The 15882-nt window shown below is 47.6% G+C and carries 17 protein-coding genes; 8 read left to right on the forward strand and 9 right to left on the reverse strand.

All coding sequences use genetic code 11. The features are described 5' to 3' along the window. Nucleotides 1-6 precede the first annotated feature (6 nt). The 4 genes from accB to cutA form a co-directional block, all read right to left on the reverse strand. Nucleotides 7-465 carry an acetyl-CoA carboxylase biotin carboxyl carrier protein gene (gene accB, locus NV375_RS11160; RefSeq protein ID WP_258808284.1) on the reverse strand — a complete coding sequence of 153 codons (459 nt, stop codon included), beginning with the start codon at nt 463-465 and terminating at the stop codon, nt 7-9. 27 nt (nt 466-492) lie between these two features. After that, nucleotides 493-966 carry a type II 3-dehydroquinate dehydratase gene (gene aroQ, locus NV375_RS11165; RefSeq protein ID WP_258808285.1) on the reverse strand — a complete coding sequence of 158 codons (474 nt, stop codon included), beginning with the start codon at nt 964-966 and terminating at the stop codon, nt 493-495. A 143-nt stretch (nt 967-1109) separates the two neighbouring features. Continuing rightward, nucleotides 1110-2888, reverse strand: a complete 1779-nt coding sequence (locus tag NV375_RS11170; RefSeq protein ID WP_258808286.1) for a protein-disulfide reductase DsbD — start codon at nt 2886-2888, stop codon at nt 1110-1112. Beyond that, nucleotides 2888-3208 (reverse strand): divalent-cation tolerance protein CutA, encoded by a 321-nt coding sequence (cutA, locus tag NV375_RS11175; protein ID WP_126773662.1) that lies wholly within the window; start codon nt 3206-3208, stop codon nt 2888-2890. Before cutA ends, NV375_RS11170 begins: the two co-directional genes overlap by 1 nt. 145 nt (nt 3209-3353) lie before the next feature. Here cutA and NV375_RS11180 point away from each other — a divergent pair, with 145 nt between their 5' ends. From NV375_RS11180 to NV375_RS11190, 3 genes are all read left to right on the forward strand, one after another. Further along, the gene (locus tag NV375_RS11180) at nt 3354-3647 is read left to right on the forward strand and encodes a co-chaperone GroES (RefSeq protein ID WP_258808287.1); all 294 of its coding nucleotides are present in this window, start codon (nt 3354-3356) and stop codon (nt 3645-3647) included. A gap of 36 nt (nt 3648-3683) precedes the next feature. Next, nucleotides 3684-5318 (forward strand): chaperonin GroEL, encoded by a 1635-nt coding sequence (groL, locus tag NV375_RS11185; protein WP_126773665.1) that lies wholly within the window; start codon nt 3684-3686, stop codon nt 5316-5318. A gap of 165 nt (nt 5319-5483) precedes the next feature. Beyond that, on the forward strand, nt 5484-6407 hold the full coding sequence (locus NV375_RS11190) for a hypothetical protein (RefSeq protein WP_258808288.1): 924 nt from the start codon (nt 5484-5486) through the stop codon (nt 6405-6407). A gap of 33 nt (nt 6408-6440) precedes the next feature. Here the strand turns inward: NV375_RS11190 and NV375_RS11195 are convergent, their stop codons facing one another. From NV375_RS11195 to NV375_RS11205, 3 genes are all read right to left on the reverse strand, one after another. After that, the gene (locus NV375_RS11195) at nt 6441-7655 is read right to left on the reverse strand and encodes a WYL domain-containing protein (protein WP_258808289.1); all 1215 of its coding nucleotides are present in this window, start codon (nt 7653-7655) and stop codon (nt 6441-6443) included. Nucleotides 7656-7745: 90 nt separating this feature from the next. After that, on the reverse strand, nt 7746-8039 hold the full coding sequence (locus NV375_RS11200; RefSeq protein ID WP_258808290.1) for a hypothetical protein: 294 nt from the start codon (nt 8037-8039) through the stop codon (nt 7746-7748). An 8-nt stretch (nt 8040-8047) separates the two neighbouring features. Beyond that, complete coding sequence (locus NV375_RS11205; protein WP_258808291.1) at nt 8048-8788, reverse strand: nucleotide pyrophosphohydrolase; 741 nt, start codon at nt 8786-8788, stop codon at nt 8048-8050. A gap of 422 nt (nt 8789-9210) precedes the next feature. On the opposite strand from NV375_RS11205, the gene NV375_RS11210 reads away from it, so the two are divergent. Further along, nucleotides 9211-9729 carry a DUF3016 domain-containing protein gene (locus tag NV375_RS11210; protein WP_258808292.1) on the forward strand — a complete coding sequence of 173 codons (519 nt, stop codon included), beginning with the start codon at nt 9211-9213 and terminating at the stop codon, nt 9727-9729. A gap of 4 nt (nt 9730-9733) precedes the next feature. Here NV375_RS11210 and epmB read toward each other — a convergent pair whose 3' ends face one another. Then, a complete protein-coding gene (gene epmB / locus NV375_RS11215; RefSeq protein WP_258808293.1) occupies nt 9734-10747 on the reverse strand; it encodes an EF-P beta-lysylation protein EpmB in 1014 nt (337 codons plus the stop codon). Between the two features lie 138 nt (nt 10748-10885). Here epmB and efp point away from each other — a divergent pair, with 138 nt between their 5' ends. The 3 genes from efp to NV375_RS11230 all read left to right on the forward strand — a co-directional run bounded on the left by efp (nt 10886) and on the right by NV375_RS11230 (nt 12895). After that, nucleotides 10886-11455, forward strand: a complete 570-nt coding sequence (gene efp / locus NV375_RS11220) for an elongation factor P (RefSeq protein WP_126833528.1) — start codon at nt 10886-10888, stop codon at nt 11453-11455. Between the two features lie 13 nt (nt 11456-11468). Beyond that, the gene (epmA, locus tag NV375_RS11225; RefSeq protein WP_258808294.1) at nt 11469-12434 is read left to right on the forward strand and encodes an elongation factor P--(R)-beta-lysine ligase; all 966 of its coding nucleotides are present in this window, start codon (nt 11469-11471) and stop codon (nt 12432-12434) included. Between the two features lie 71 nt (nt 12435-12505). Beyond that, nucleotides 12506-12895 (forward strand): MerC domain-containing protein, encoded by a 390-nt coding sequence (locus tag NV375_RS11230; RefSeq protein WP_258808295.1) that lies wholly within the window; start codon nt 12506-12508, stop codon nt 12893-12895. Here NV375_RS11230 and trmA read toward each other — a convergent pair. Beyond that, nucleotides 12892-13995 carry a tRNA (uridine(54)-C5)-methyltransferase TrmA gene (gene trmA / locus NV375_RS11235; RefSeq protein ID WP_258808296.1) on the reverse strand — a complete coding sequence of 368 codons (1104 nt, stop codon included), beginning with the start codon at nt 13993-13995 and terminating at the stop codon, nt 12892-12894. The genes NV375_RS11230 and trmA overlap by 4 nt on opposite strands. A 211-nt stretch (nt 13996-14206) precedes the next feature. Here trmA and NV375_RS11240 point away from each other — a divergent pair, with 211 nt between their 5' ends. Then, entirely contained in the window at nt 14207-15808 is a 1602-nt protein-coding gene (locus NV375_RS11240; protein WP_258808297.1) for a S8 family serine peptidase, read from the forward strand. Nucleotides 15809-15882: the final 74 nt, after the last annotated feature.

The raw sequence follows: 15882 nt of genomic DNA on the forward strand, positions 1-15882 counted from the left end.
TGGTGTTTACTCGATCACGAATAGCGGCTGGTCGAACTCAACAGGCTCGCCATTCTCAACGAGGATTTGTTTCACCACGCCGCCTTTGTCCGCTTCGATTTGGTTCATCATCTTCATGGCTTCAACGATACACAGGGTATCGCCAGCTTTGACTTGTTGCCCAACGCTAACGAAATCGTTTGCGCCAGGAGCTGGCGCGGCATAAAAAGTACCGACCATTGGCGAACGGACAATATGACCGCTCAATTCAGGTTCTGCGGCTTCAACTGGAGCTGCTGGAGCGGCAGGCGCTGGAGCAGGTGCTGCAGGGGCGTGCATTGGCGCTGGTTGATAATGCATTGGCGCTGCCATTTGGCTGCCACCACGGTGGATACGAACCGACTCTTCACCTTCGGTGATTTCAAGTTCGGCGATACCTGATTCTTCGACCAGTTCAATTAATTTTTTGATTTTACGAATATCCATGATCTGTTGTGACCCCGTAGATAATAGTTAGGTGTTATCGCGTTGCTGTAAATTTGAGACTGCAGCTTGCAGAGCTAGTTCATAACCCTGTGCGCCACAACCGCAAATCACCCCAACGGCTAATTCGGCTAAATAAGAATGGCGACGAAAAGCTTCGCGCGCATGAATATTGGACAAGTGTACTTCGATAAACGGAATTGCAACGGCAGCAAAGGCATCGCGCAGGGCGATACTCGTATGTGTGTAGGCCGCCGGATTAATAATGATAAAGTCTACTTTGCTGGACGCTGCCTCTTGGACCCAATCAATGAGTTCGTGTTCGGCGTTCGACTGTCGGCAGTCGAGGGTCACACCAAGGGCTTCGGCCTTGTGGCGTAACTCGCTTTCGATGTGCGCGAGGGTGGCGGAGCCGTAGATCTCTGGCTCACGTTGCCCCAACCTATTTAAGTTGGGGCCGTTCAACAACATGATTCTGTAGTTATGTTGATTATTTTCGGCCATTTTGCTGCTATCTGTTGCGAAGTTATCAGTAAGTTGCTTTTTGTGCGAAATTTTCAAAGTTGCACAGCAAATTACACTGGTACCTTGGCATTATAGATAAAAATGACCGAAACGCAGCAAAATACTGGTCTTATCACCGAAGATCACTGCAAATTTTGTGTTGCCTCAACTTCTTCAAGGTGCTGTACAAAGGCCTCGGCGTCGAGAAACCCTGCCACACGCGCATTCGGCACCAACTTACCATCATAGAAAAACAAAATGGTTGGTAGTCCAACAACTTGGTAGTTTTGCAATAGCGCGTTAGTGGTCGGGGTGTTTTTCGTCACATCGGCTTGCAAAACGATAGCATCGGCCAGCGCATTTTGTACTTGCGCATCGGTAAAGGTATAGCGTTCAAACTCTTTACAGGCGACGCACCAATCCGCATAAAGGTCGAGCATGACCAATTGTGTGGGTTCTGCCGAAGCGAGTTGTGCTTCTATTTCGGCCACCGATGAAACCTGTTTAAAGGGCAGCTCGGCGTGGTTGCCTTGCGGCCACCACAAGAACAACAGCCAAGTCGCCAAGGCTAACCATGCCGCGCTGATCAGAACTGCCACGCCACTTTCAATATCGCGTAACGAAGTGATAATCAGGTACAAAGCGCTGAGTGAGATAAATACGATCCATAGCCAGTCCGCAACGGCAACAGGCAATAAGCGTTCAATAAAGATTACCGCAACAGCTAGAAGTACCACGCCAAAGATTCGTTTGACCACGTTCATCCAAGCGCCGGCCTTGGGCAACAATTTACCACCGGTGGTACCAAATAAAATAAGTGGTAATCCCATGCCTAAGCTCAAGGCGTACAGCACACTCGCACCGACTGCAATATCGCCTGATTGCGCGATAAACAACAACACGCCTGACAAGGGTGCAGTGGTGCACGGCGAAGCAATTAAACCGGACAACACGCCCATCACGAAAACGCTACGGTGGGCACCGCCGCGCTGTTGTTGACTTACTTCATGCAAATAATTTTGCCACTTGCTCGGTAATTGCAGGTTATAGAGTCCGAGCATACTCAGTGCTAACAACACAAACAGCGCCGCTAGTACGATCAACACAAAAGGGTGTTGTAGCATCGCTTGATAACGCAGACCCGCAAGCGCTACGACAATACCAAGCGCAGAGTAGGTGATGGCCATGCCTTGGACATAAGCAAACGACAGCGTGAAGGCGCGTGTGGTTTTAAGAGCCTTATTGGGCCCCATGATCACCGTTGAAAGAATCGGATACATGGGCAGCACACAAGGAGTAAAGGCGAGACCGATACCGGCGACAAAGAACACCAGCAGTACCCAAACCAGGGGCTGCTCAGTTAAGTCGCTAAATAAACTGTTGGCAGTAAACTGCTGACTGTTGGCGGCGATTTGCTCGAAATCTACCGCCGCTGGGACGGGTTCAACCCCGGTGGCTGCTGAGTCAGTGACTGCGCCTAACGGAATTTCTTTGGTACTTGGCGGATAACATAAGCCAGCGTCGGCACAGCCTTGATAACCTAAGGTGAAATTATTGGCCGCGATGTTCGCCAAGGTAAGTTTAAGCGTCACTTGATCACGATAGATGATGGATTCGCCAAAAAATTCGTCGTAATGAGCTTCGCCTTCTGGCAACTGCGGCTGGGCCGCTAAGGGAATGGCTGGGTCAAATTGAAAGCGATGCTGATAGAGGTAATAGCCCTCGGCAATTTCGAAGGTGAGCTCAAGCTGCTTACCTTGTTGGCGAAAGTCAAATTGGAAGGCTTGGTCAACGGGTAAAAATTGATTTTGTGCAAAGGGGTCGTCGTTGCCTGCGTTAAAGTCTTGCGCATGCGCTGCGCCGTTAAAGACGACTAGGAACAGCGTCAAAAAAGCCGCTACAAACCACTGGCGGTACTGCATTAAGATGTTACCTCTGTTAACCACTGCAAATAAGCCTCACTGCCGGCTTCAATAGGTACGGCAATAAGTTCGGCCACATCATAAGGGTGTGCAGCCTGCACCATTTCAAACAGTGCCGGTAATTGTTCCGACGTTGTTTTGATATTCAAAATGACTTCTTCGTCACTATGTAAGTGATCGTCCCACCAATACATCGACGTAGAAGCAGCGCCAATGTTAACACAGGCGGCAAGGCGCGCACGCAGAACCTTTTCGGCGATGGCCTTCGCGGTATTCTTGTCTGGACAGCTGCAAAACACTAAATGATAGCTAGCGCTCATGGTGAGTCCTTAAATTTTTTTTTCGAAAAGCCTTGAGTTCAGGATTTTGCACCCCATAACTGTGGCACAACATTTTTTAACAGCCCTTGTGGGTAATCACAAGGGTAAGTTATCAACCCACAACTAGGTTTAGGAGTTATCAAAGATGAAACTTCGTCCTTTACATGATCGAGTGATCATTAAACGCTCTGAAGCAGAAACTAAGTCTGCAGGCGGCATCGTATTAACTGGTTCGGCAGCCGAAAAGTCGACCCGTGGCGAAGTCGTTGCAGTCGGTAACGGCCGCATTTTGGACAGCGGTGAAGTCAAAGCACTTGACGTTAAAGTCGGCGATAAAGTGCTATTCAGCGAAGGCTACGGTGTCAAAACCGAGAAAATCGACGGTGAAGAGTACTTGATCATGAGCGAGTCAGACATTCTCGCGATCGTTGAAGGTTAATTCAGCTAGAAACAGATTCGAAAGAGGAATACGAACATGGCAGCTAAAGAAGTAAAGTTTGGTAACAATGCTCGTCAGCGCATGCTCAAAGGCGTGAACGTACTGGCTGATGCAGTCAAAGTAACCTTGGGTCCAAAAGGCCGCAACGTTGTTTTGGAAAAATCATTCGGCGCACCTGTAATCACCAAAGATGGTGTTTCAGTAGCAAAAGAAATCGAGCTTGAAGACAAGTTTGAAAACATGGGCGCACAAATGGTGAAAGAAGTTGCGTCAAAAGCGAATGATGAAGCGGGTGACGGCACGACGACTGCTACTGTGCTGGCACAATCGATCGTCAACGAAGGTTTGAAAGCTGTTGCTGCGGGTATGAACCCGATGGACCTGAAGCGCGGTATCGACAAAGCGGTTATCGCTGCAGTTGAAGAATTGAAGAAAATTTCTCAGCCGTGCGACAACAACAAAGCCATCGCGCAGGTTGGTACGATCTCTGCGAACTCTGACAGCACCATCGGTGAAATCATCGCGAAAGCCATGGAAAAAGTAGGCAAAGAAGGCGTGATCACTGTTGAAGAAGGTCAAGCATTGCAAGACGAGCTTGACGTTGTTGAGGGTATGCAGTTCGACCGTGGCTACTTGTCACCATATTTCATCAACAATCAAGAAAACGGCACTGTTGAGCTCGATAGCCCGTACATCTTGTTGGTTGACAAGAAGATTTCAAACATCCGCGAGTTGCTACCAACTCTTGAAGGCGTAGCGAAGTCTGGCAAGCCACTATTGATCATCGCTGAAGATGTTGAAGGCGAAGCCTTAGCGACCTTGGTTGTGAATAACATGCGCGGCATCGTTAAAGTTGCCGCTGTTAAAGCGCCTGGCTTCGGTGACCGTCGCAAAGCTATGTTGCAAGACATCGCTGTGTTGACTGGTGGTACCGTGATTTCTGAAGAAATCGGTATGGAGCTGGAAAAAGCTCAGTTGGAAGACCTTGGTACTGCGAAGCGCGTAGTGATCAACAAAGACAACACTACTGTGGTCGACGGCAACGGTGACCAAGCAGCAATCGAAGGCCGCGTGACGCAAATTCGTCAACAGATTGAAGAAACTTCTTCTGACTACGACAAAGAGAAACTGCAAGAGCGTTTGGCTAAATTAGCTGGCGGTGTGGCAGTTATCAAAGTTGGCGCAGCAACCGAAGTTGAAATGAAAGAGAAGAAAGCGCGCGTCGAAGACGCGCTGCACGCAACTCGCGCAGCCGTTGAAGAAGGCGTAGTCCCTGGTGGCGGTGTGGCCCTCGTGCGCGCCGCGAGCAAACTTGGCGACCTACGTGGTGACAACGAAGAGCAAAACGTTGGTATCAAACTTGCGTTGCGCGCGATGGAATCGCCACTGCGTCAAATCGCAACCAATGCTGGCGCCGAAGGCTCAGTTGTTGCGAACAACGTGAAGAACGGCGAAGGCAACTACGGTTACAACGCTGGCAACGACACTTATGGCGACATGCTCGACATGGGTATCTTGGATCCAACCAAAGTAACCCGTTCAGCATTGCAGTTCGCTGCGTCAGTAGCCGCACTGATGATCACCACCGAAGCGATGGTTGCTGAACTTCCAAAGGAAGAAGCACCAGCCCCTGATATGGGCGGCATGGGTGGTATGGGCGGCATGATGTAAGCCTCCTTACCTCTTAGAGGAGGTTTTGTTCTTCCACAAATGCTCTTGAAGCCCCGTTTTTACGGGGCTTTCTTGTATTCAATAAGACAAAATAAGTCTTATCTCGGTTTATGATGGTGAAAGTGCGCAAGCCTCATTATAACAATTAACAACGGTCCACACTTAATGAAAGAAAAAACGATTAGTAAAACAAATTATTTAAGTAATTCAGTTGTTTCAGAGTTCATTGAATACCTGTACCTGGTTGTCACTGATAAGGAGACTTTGAATTTAACTTTTTCGGTTCCAAAACAAAATAAAGAATATCCGTCCGATTATTGGATCGATAATCCGCAAAGAATAGTCAATTATAGGGTGTTCAATGACGCTTTGACGGAATATTTTTGGGCAAAAGAGTCTCTTGAGGAGAACAAAGAGCGGCTTGATATAATATCAGCACAATTAAATGATGCTATAAGTGCATCATCGGATGAAGCCTTTTTTAAAGCCGTAGATGATTGTTTGCTATGGGGCGCTGGATACCGAAAATCAGCATCACTTTACCGGAATAATATTGCGTGGCTGGAGAGTAACTTTCCAACGAGAGCCGGTGTCCTCTCTTATTTCCTAGAGACATTAGAAGCTTTACTGGCGGAGCAAGTTCAACTGCATGCTATGCCTTCACTATTTAGAATGAATTCCGGCTATACAAAAGTATTTGCACTGATGTCGCCATCCCAATTCATTATTTATGACTCTCGGGTAGCGGCGGGACTGGGGTTGCTCTTTATTAAGTTCTTACATAAACGACCTATTCATTCTACTGAGTTGAGTAACGCATTGGGTCTTCGCTTTCTACGACAAGGTGTACCGGCAAGAGATCCAAACGTCATTTTTAATATCGGCATGAAAGCGATATACCCGAGTGCTGCAAATAGTTCACTACACCATGCAGAGTCGAATGTTCGAGCAAACTGGCTTCTGCAAGCAGTTGAGGAACTAGTGAAGCGCAAGGGAACAAAACCAGAAATGGATTTAAGAAAAATGGAAGCCGGATTATTTATGCTTGGCGCTCAAGTAGGTCGACCCAATGGCCCCATATTGTCTTAGCGCAGAACCATGCTGTCCCTAGCGCACACTTTATTACGAGTATCTTTTCTTGTATACGCCAAGCATCAAATTATTCGAAGTTTGTTGGTGAGCGCTCTCGAGTAAAGTCTGGATACTTCTTTCGATGTCATCGTTTTCATACAGTGAAATCATCGCTTCAGCGCGCCGCTTGAATTCGGCTCTGACAATATCGGGTTTGAGTACTTGCAGTGAGTCACCAAAGCTCGATAAAAAGTTCACGCAGTCGAACACATCCGGCGCCTGCTTATTAAAATGATTGGGAATGAGCACTTTACCTGTGACTTTTGATGTCCCACCACCATTTGAGGTGACCTTTATATGTTCACCAAAGCCTATTTTGCAGAGGTGGTTTACAGCCCAGTCAGCGCCGCGAAACTCAAAGTCATAGTGTTTTTCGAATTGATCCCAGTTGATGCTTCGGTATTTAACGTTAGTAGCCTGCTGTATGTTTTTTAGTCGATCTAGTTGAAAGCTATAATAGGTATTTATTTCGTGTACAAAAGCGAACAGTTTTATATCGTGATTAATATACTGGATGCGCTGAGGAGAGAGTGTGACACATTCAGGAACAACGCTTTTATGCATTGAATCATAAGTTGCGGAAAAGACGCGGTTGTTGATAAGTGCGTCGAACACATCACGCCAGTGAGGATGATTTTCGACAGCAGGTTGCTTCTCTCCTTGAATAAATGTCGGCCAAAACCTTAGTTTATTCTCTAGCTCCTTAAACTGGTTATCGTCAACATCAGACTCTTCAATGTCGTTCTTTAGCTCTTCAATAAGAGAGGGAGGAAAGCAGTCTCTAAGGTATGCATTGATAAAACGAAAGGCGAATATACGTGCCTCAACGCGCGTATTTGAAACAGAGCCATAGCCCAAAGCTTCGTTTCTTACTTCGTCATTTGCCCAATAAAAGCGAGCCTTTCCAAAACCACGTTCGGCGTTATTTATTATCTTTAAAAAGCTTGGGGACTCCGCATCTTGATATGTGATAACCAGCTCATTAAGTTTTCGTGTGATATTGCGAAAAAACGTGCCATAGATTTTGCTTTCTGTTGCGTAAAGTCGATCGGAGTCAGATGTCGAGAGTAGTTCAGGGTTATACTCAGCAACACATTGCAGCATGTTTTCATCGGCTAGTATTTCAGCGACGCTGCGCGCCGCACTTTTTCCACTTCTTACGGACTTCATTAATGCATCGGTATAATGTTTGTACTTAATGGACATAAACGCTGGTATCGGCCGAAATTGTTTTCTAATTTATAGAATATCCTGCCTTTATTAAAGAGGACAACCCCTGTCTCAATTGGGGCTGCATCAATTAGGCAAAGCTATCTCATCAGCAAACTTTATTAAGTCCTCAAGAATCTCAATGAGAGGTATACGCGATGCAGCGTCGGAGTGGTTTGTAATTGTATCACTGATAACATCCATACTGTCCGCAACCATTCTCTGTAATAATTGGTATTGAAACTTATTTAATTGAAGTATGGCTCCTTCACTTTCGAACAGGGTTGCAACAAGCTGTTGCACCGAATGATAAACCTGCTGCTCCTCGAACTGGCGAGGATCACTCCACATCATTAAAGCTTGGAAAGCTGGTCTACTCATGATTCTACCTAATTAGTTAACTTTAGAGCTGGGTTACTCTGATGCCTATCCTTGTCGCGATTAGTTTTCTTGTCCATGTTGCGTGCAAATGCTTCGTCCAAGTCGATCTCCATTTGGTTCGCCAGGCACACGACGATAAATAAAACATCAGATAGCTCATCAGCTATCGCGGTCTTTACGCAAATGGGACGCTCTTCGGGTTTAAAGGATTGTTGCCCGAATTCTCTACCAATCAAGCGCGCAACCTCGCCTGTTTCTTCAATGAGGTTAGACAAATTGGTCATTTCGTCAAAGTAATTGACGCCAACTTTTTTGATCCAGTGATCTACTTGTTGCTGGATGGTATTTAAATTTGTACTTGGTTTTTCGCGTTCAAACGTAATGTTGTCCATTAGTTCCTCCATGCTGGGAATGTCATGTGATTGAAGGTAAATCTTGTCATCATATTCTTTGACGAATTTGGTAAACTGGTCGACGACGTGAGCATAGCATTGGGCTGGCGAGCCAATGGCGTTAAAGCGTACTAGTGAGTCATGATTTGCGAATTCTACCTTCGTGGTAACCTTTATTCGCTTTGTGTTTTCAAATATCAGTTGGCTTTCTTCTTCAACTCTGATCGACTCGATATACATTTTAAATTTACCGGATACCGAATTTAGAACACCCGACATCGCCAAAAGCAGTAATGGATCTTCTTGAACAGATTTTGGTATCTGACAGCAAAAATAATCACTCACGATTTTGTTCATGCACGCACCCTTAAAGTGTTCTTGAGAGCAGCAGAAAGGTCTGATCGCCATAGCCAAACCAACTACCTGTACTCGCATCAACGGTTCTATCAGATGCTGGGTCGTACCAACCTAGCAATCGACTTGGGTTGAGCGAATAAATTCGTTTAATGCCATTTTGAAGTATTTGAAGTTTTCCAATTGCTATACCCTTGCTGTTTCTAATGAATTCCATGATTATTGAGCCTCGTAACCGAATGATTTATGAGTATCAGTTCTGATGCGACATTTTTTGTCTTAATGCGAAGAGGTTGCTGGTTTGTTGTGGTTTGAAAGCTGACGGTCAAGAGTTTTGAATAGAAATATAGGAATGAACTGTTCAGATTGTCACATTCATAGGTCGCGCGTCGTCTTATAGACAAAGCTACCAAAGGAGGTGGATTATGAAAAACATCACTATGTTAACTGTCGCAGTCGCAGCAGCACTGTTTTCTGTAAATGCACTCGCTGCAGAAGTTAAAGTTGAATGGAAGGATGTCGATAGCTACCGCGACATCGAGGCGGTGAACGATATTCAGAGCCGTTTTGAAAAACAAATCATGGATGGCTTAACCGAGCATTGGAAAGCGCTAGGTGCGAAATTGCCTGACGACCATAAGTTGACCGTCACTATGACCGACTTAGATATTGCAGGCCGCGTTGAACCGACCTATGGTTCGGCTGCTTCAAGCCACATGCGCATACTTGATGATATTTCCTATCCGGCCATGAGCTTTGCGTTCACCTATACTGATGCTAATGGCAATGTAATTGCTGAGGATGCTGACGTACGCTTGAAAGATATGGGCGCGAATTCAGGTACGATGCGCTCCGCAGTCCGTAGCGGTCGAGACGCACTCTTTTATGAGAAGCGTCTGATGGACGGTTGGTTCGACAAGCAATTTAAGGCCTCGATCAACTAACGGCTTAATTAAGGGTGAGCTCGAGCGGAGTTTTGCTGGGTTCACCGGCAACTTCGCGCACCAGCCGCGGCACTAAAAAGCCCGGCAGCAAAGCGCGTAATTGCTCGGCAATTTGTAAAGCTTCGGCGTCAGTCACTGCAAAGTGGCTGGCGCCTTTTACTTTGTCGAGTTGATGTAAGTAATAGGGCATCACTTTTGCGGCGAACAAAGCTTCGCTTAACTCCGCAAGCACATCAGCGCTATCGTTAACACCGCGCAACAAAACGCTCTGATTGAGCAAGGTAACACCAGCCTGAGCCCAGGGAACAAGCGCTTCATGCAATTGCGGTGCTACTTCATGCGGGTGGTTGGTATGCAGCACGAGTAAGGCCTGCAGTCGACTTGCGCCAAGGCGTTTACCGAGCGCTGGGGTTAGACGTTCAGGCAACACTACGGGCAGGCGCGAATGAATACGCACGCGTTTAAGTTGCGGAATGACCTCAAGCTCAGCGAGTAATTGAAAAAGCTGATCATCGGTGGCGAGTAGCGGGTCACCACCACTAAGTATTACTTCGTTAATGTTCGGATCGGCTTGGATATAAGTGAACAGCTCTTGCCTTTGTGCGCGGCCAAAATGATGTTCGTTATAAGGGAAGTGCCGGCGAAAACAGTAGCGACAATTGATCGCACAACCACCGCGCAAAATAACTAAAACACGGGAGCGATATTTGTGTAAGAGACTTGGCGTTGTGTTGTCTTGCTCCGCCAAGGGGTCAGTAACGAAACCGGCTTGGTCTAAATATTCATCCTGCGCTGGCATGACTTGGCGTAATAGTGGGTCGGCTACATTTGCGCGCTCCATCAGACTGACAAAGTGGCGCGTCACCATCACCGGAAACAGCTCCCGTGCGCGACTGTGTGCCGCAATCCAATCATCAGGTAAGTCAAGTTGTTGGCCGAGCAGAATGGGGTCACGAATGGCTTTGGCTAGCTCTTGTTGCCACGCGGGGCGTATAGAAATGACGTCAGCTTTGGACACAACACACTCGCAAACAGTTAGTTAAGATTCATCGATAAGCCGCTAGTTTACCTGAAAATCATTTTTACCTGAAAATTTCCCGTTAATCGTTTATTATTGCCGCCGAAATCGCTAAACCTGTTTGAAGATGAGGACTCTATGGCGAACTACAGTACAAATGAATTCAAGGCTGGTTTGAAGATCATGCAAGATGGCGAGCCTTGCGCCATTGTTGAAAACGAAATGGTTAAGCCGGGTAAGGGCCAAGCCTTTAACCGCGTGAAAATCCGTAAGTTGATCAGCGGCAAAGTGGTTGAAAAAACCTTTAAGTCGGGTGACAGCGTAGAAGGTGCCGACGTCATCGATGTCGATTTGGCGTACCTCTACAACGACGGTGAGTTCTGGCATTTCATGAACAATGATACCTTTGAGCAAATTGCTGCTGACGAAAAAGCTGTCGGCGATGCAACCAAATGGTTAGTTGAGCAAGATGTGTGTACTTTGACGCTTTGGAACGGTAACCCCATTGCGGTCACACCACCGAACTTTGTCGAACTGGAAATCACTGAAACGGACCCAGGTTTGAAAGGTGATACTGCCGGTACAGGTGGTAAGCCTGCGACCTTGATCACGGGCGCGGTTGTACGTGTACCTTTATTCGTACAAATCGGCGAAGTGATTAAAGTTGATACGCGAACTGGCGAATACGTCTCACGCGTGCAGAAGTAAACACTAACTAGCAATGCAGCGCTCGTTGAACTGGCAGCCTTCGGCAACCCTTGAAACGCTCAAAGCGCGCGCTGCATTATTGGCTAGCACCCGCGCTTTCTTTGCCGTGCGCAATGTGCTCGAAGTTGATACGCCTTTGTTAGCGCAATGCGGTGTCACCGATCCCCACCTCGAAAACCTGCAAACCGAATTTTTGCAGACAACTTACTATCTGCAAACGTCGCCGGAATATGCCATGAAGCGATTGCTTGCAGCTGGCAGCGGTTGTATTTATCAATTGAGCAAGGTATTTCGCGCGGACGAGCAGAGTCCGCGCCACAATCCAGAATTTACCATGCTTGAGTGGTACCGCGTTGGGTATAGCATGCAGGAACTCATTGCTGAGGTCGGGGCATTACTGCAAGCCACCGTGAACGCTCCTCCTCTGCAGCAAATGACTTACCAGCAGCTGTTTATGGCGCGGTTAGGGATCGATCCGCTTGCTCCTAACGCCTTAGCACAGCTGCAAACGGAATTGGCACAACGCCCAGAGCTGCGCGATTGGGCGAGCGCAGAAAGTGATCTAGACACTTTGCTTGAGGGTGCGATGGCGTTGGTTATCGAACCACAGCTGCAGCCCGAAGTACCGTTAGTGGTCACGCATTATCCAGCTTCCCAAGCGGCGCTGGCTCAGCTCGACCCAAGTGACCAGCGCGTAGCGTTGCGGTTTGAAGTTTTTTACGGCGGTCTCGAACTAGCCAATGGTTACCAAGAACTCACCGATGCAGAACTGCAAGCGCAGCGTTTCGCCACGGATAATGCACGCCGCGCGCAGCTTGGAAAAGCGCAGCGAACCGGTGATGCGCGTTTACTTGCGGCGTTACAGCAAGGCATGCCAGCTTGCTCTGGTGTCGCCTTGGGCTTTGATCGGTTAGCGATGCTCGTTTGCCGCAAACACTACATCTCTGAAGTTTTACCGTTCGCAATTGATCGTGCTTGAGGCTTGCTGAATCGAAGCGTGATGTTATAATATAACAACTTCACCAAGGCGATAGTAAGGTAATCGAGCACATGACACAGCGCTCCTTAGACAAAACAGGTATTTGGGTGACCACCTTGTGTGCGTTGCACTGCTTGTTGCTGCCTGTGATCCTGCCGATGCTATCGTTGATAGGTTTATCGTTCATCGGTGAAGAACTTCTCGAACGCACGATTTTAAGTATTAGCCTGATTGTCGGTTTCGTTGCGCTGCTTGTTGGCATGCGCAAGCATTTACGCTTTTATCCGCTACTGCTGCTTGTTGCCGGTGGAGTGATTTACTGGCACAAGGATAGCTTAGGCGAGATCGGTGAGCCGGCGATTATTCTACTTGGTGCTAGTCTTATTGTTGCTGCGCATTGGGTAAACCTTAAGCTTACCCGCCGCGCGACCACTGTACTGATGCCGAAAGCAACTTCTTAAGCGGTGCAACGTTCGAGCACCACCCCTGCTTCCATGTGATGGGTGTAGGGAAACTGATCAAACAAAGCGCGTTTGGTGACACGGTGTGTGGTGGCTAACTTTTCAAGGTTCGCGACTAAAGTTTCGGGATTACACGAAATATAAATAATGCGTGAATACTGCCGAACTAACTCTAAAGTATCATCATCAAGACCAGCTCGAGGCGGGTCAACCAACACGGTTTGACAGTTGAAGCTTTCTAGCTCGGCTTCCGCGGCGCGGCGCGATTCTTTTTCCCCTTGCATCACTGCGCTAAAGTCCTCTGCGGACATTCGCACCACGGTGACATTATCGATGCCATTCAACTGACAGTTAAAGCGCGCTGAGGCAACGCTGGTCTTACTAATTTCAGTGGCAAGTACGCGATTAAAGTTACGCGCTAAAGGCAAACTAAAGTTACCGTTACCACAATACAGCTCTAACAGGTCATGATCTGTTGCTGTAGTTGCCGAGAGAGCCCACTCAACCATGTGAATATTTACTGCGGCATTAGGCTGGGTGAAGCTATTCTCGATTTGTTGAAATTTATAATCGCGGCCAGCGATGGGTAGTGTTTCTGTTACCCAGTCTTGTTCAAGGGCAATTTTTTGCTTGCGGGAGCGACCGATGAGTTGAATTTCACCAAATTGACTTAACGCCCCACGTAATTGCAGTGCTGCTGTTTGCCACTCGTCATCAAGAGGACGATGGTAGATCAAGCTAATCAATGCCTGATGACTTGTTGTGGTTAGAAATTCAACTTGAAAAAGCTTTTGCCGCAATATCGGACGCGAGCGAACATAGTCCAGTACAGCAGGCATGAGTTGATTCATCAGCTTACTACCTGCGGGGAAGTCGTCCATACGAATCTTTGCCCGCGTTTCTGGGTCGAACATGATATAGAACAAGTCGTCGCCTTCGTGCCAAACCCGAAATTCAGCTCGCATTCGGTAATGCTTGGCAGGTGAGGCAAACACAGCGAGCGGCTCTTGGCAAAACGGTGCAAGCATGGTATCTAAACGTGCCTCCTTGTCATCGAGTTGGTCTTGATAGAGTTCGGGTTGTACCGCTATATGTGTCATGCATGCCTCAAGCTTCATAAATGAGCTGCGAATTGTAATTACTCACCGACAAAAGTCCAGTTTGTCTGTATTTGCCTTCTTTACAAAATCCTTGCAAACGAACATTGATTAACCAGAAAAAGTATTTCAATATGTTTCTTCGCTCGATGAAAAAACAAAAAAGAGCGACGAACAACAAATTAGGTTAAACAACAATAATAAGGTGACACACATGTCTAAGCACTTTGCCAAGCGTGGCGGCTTTGCCGTCGCAGCTTTAGCGCTCGCTGTTAGCAGTGCGGTAGTTCATGCCGGTAACGATAAGGAACGCGTTATCATCCAATTCAAGCCAGGCAGTCATGCACAAGTAGAAAAAGCGGTGCAACGTGCTGGTGGTAACAAACACGTCGACCTCAGCAAACTGGACGCGATGGCTGTATCGGTCCCAAGCGCAGCATTAAATGGTCTGCGCAATAATCCAAATATTATTTTGGTTGAAGAAGATAGTAAACGTTACCTTTCGAGCTCACAGTATGAGCCAGGTACGCCGTACGGCATCACGCAAGTGCAAGCAGATCTCGTCAGTGATGCAGGCGCCGGTGCGGTCAAAGTTTGTATCATCGATTCAGGTTACGATTTAGGCCATCCTGACTTACCTACAAGCGGAGTAACAGGACGTTTCAATAGCGGTTCAGGTAACTGGTATACCGATGAAAATGGTCATGGTACACATGTTGCTGGCACGATCGCAGCATTGGCGAATGGTGAAGGTGTAGTGGGTGTGTTGCCCAACGGTAACCTGAACTTGCACATCGTGAAAGTATTCAGCGCTAGTGGTTGGTCATATTCTTCCTCTTTGATTGCGGCAGCAGATGAGTGCGCAACAGAAGGTGCTCAAGTCATTAATATGAGTTTGGGTGGTAGCCGTGCTAACCGTACTGAAGAACGTGGCTTTGCCCAACTCAATAGTGCAGGCGTTTTGAGCATCGCTGCAGCGGGTAATGACGGCAACACACGTCACTCGTATCCAGCGTCGTATGATTCGGTTGTCTCTGTGGCAGCAGTTGATAGCACTGAAGCCATCGCTTCATTCTCGCAGCAAACAGATCAAGTTGAGCTTGCTGGCCCTGGTGTCGCTGTACTGTCTTCGGTGCCACGTGGTACTGGCGAAAAAGTGGCTGTGACGGTGGGAAGCAATGGTTATGATGCTAACGCGATGGATGGCTCTGCGCGTACCGAAGCTACAGGAAGCCTAGTTGATTGTGGAATTGGTGACTCAGCTTGCGCTGGTGCTAGTGGTGCGGTTTGCTTGATCGAACGTGGTGCGATTTCGTTTGCTGAAAAGGTACAGGCTTGTGAAGCTGGCGGCGGAGCTGCAGCTATTGTTTACAACAATGAACCTGGCCCTTTGTTAGGTACCTTGGGCGAATACTCAGCGTCAATTCCGGCGGTAGGCGTGTCAGATACTGACGGTGCAGCTATGATGTCGCAACTTGGCAGTTCAAGTACGGTGAGCGTGGTTGATAGCGATTGGGCGTTCTTTGATGGAACCTCGATGGCAACGCCTCACGTTGCTGGCGTTGCAGCATTGGTATGGTCACAGCATACGAGCTGTACTAACGATCAAATTCGTGCGGCATTACATGCATCGGCCAAAGATTTAGGTGCAACAGGTCGTGACAATGCTTATGGTTATGGTCTTGTGCAAGCCAAAGCAGCTGTTGATTACCTAACGACGAATGGTTGTGCTGGTGACACCGGTGGTGATACAGGTGGTGACACTGGCGGTAACGGCGGTGGCAAAGGCGGCGGTAAAGGCGGCCCGAAGAAATAAACACCTGAAATAGAGATGTTTTGTTAAAAAGCTCGCTGCGTGCGAGCTTTTTTTATGCGCTTTGTACAGTATTT

The organism is Pseudidiomarina sp. CB1, from assembly GCF_024752025.1.
Taxonomy (GTDB): Bacteria; Pseudomonadota; Gammaproteobacteria; order Enterobacterales; family Alteromonadaceae; genus Pseudidiomarina.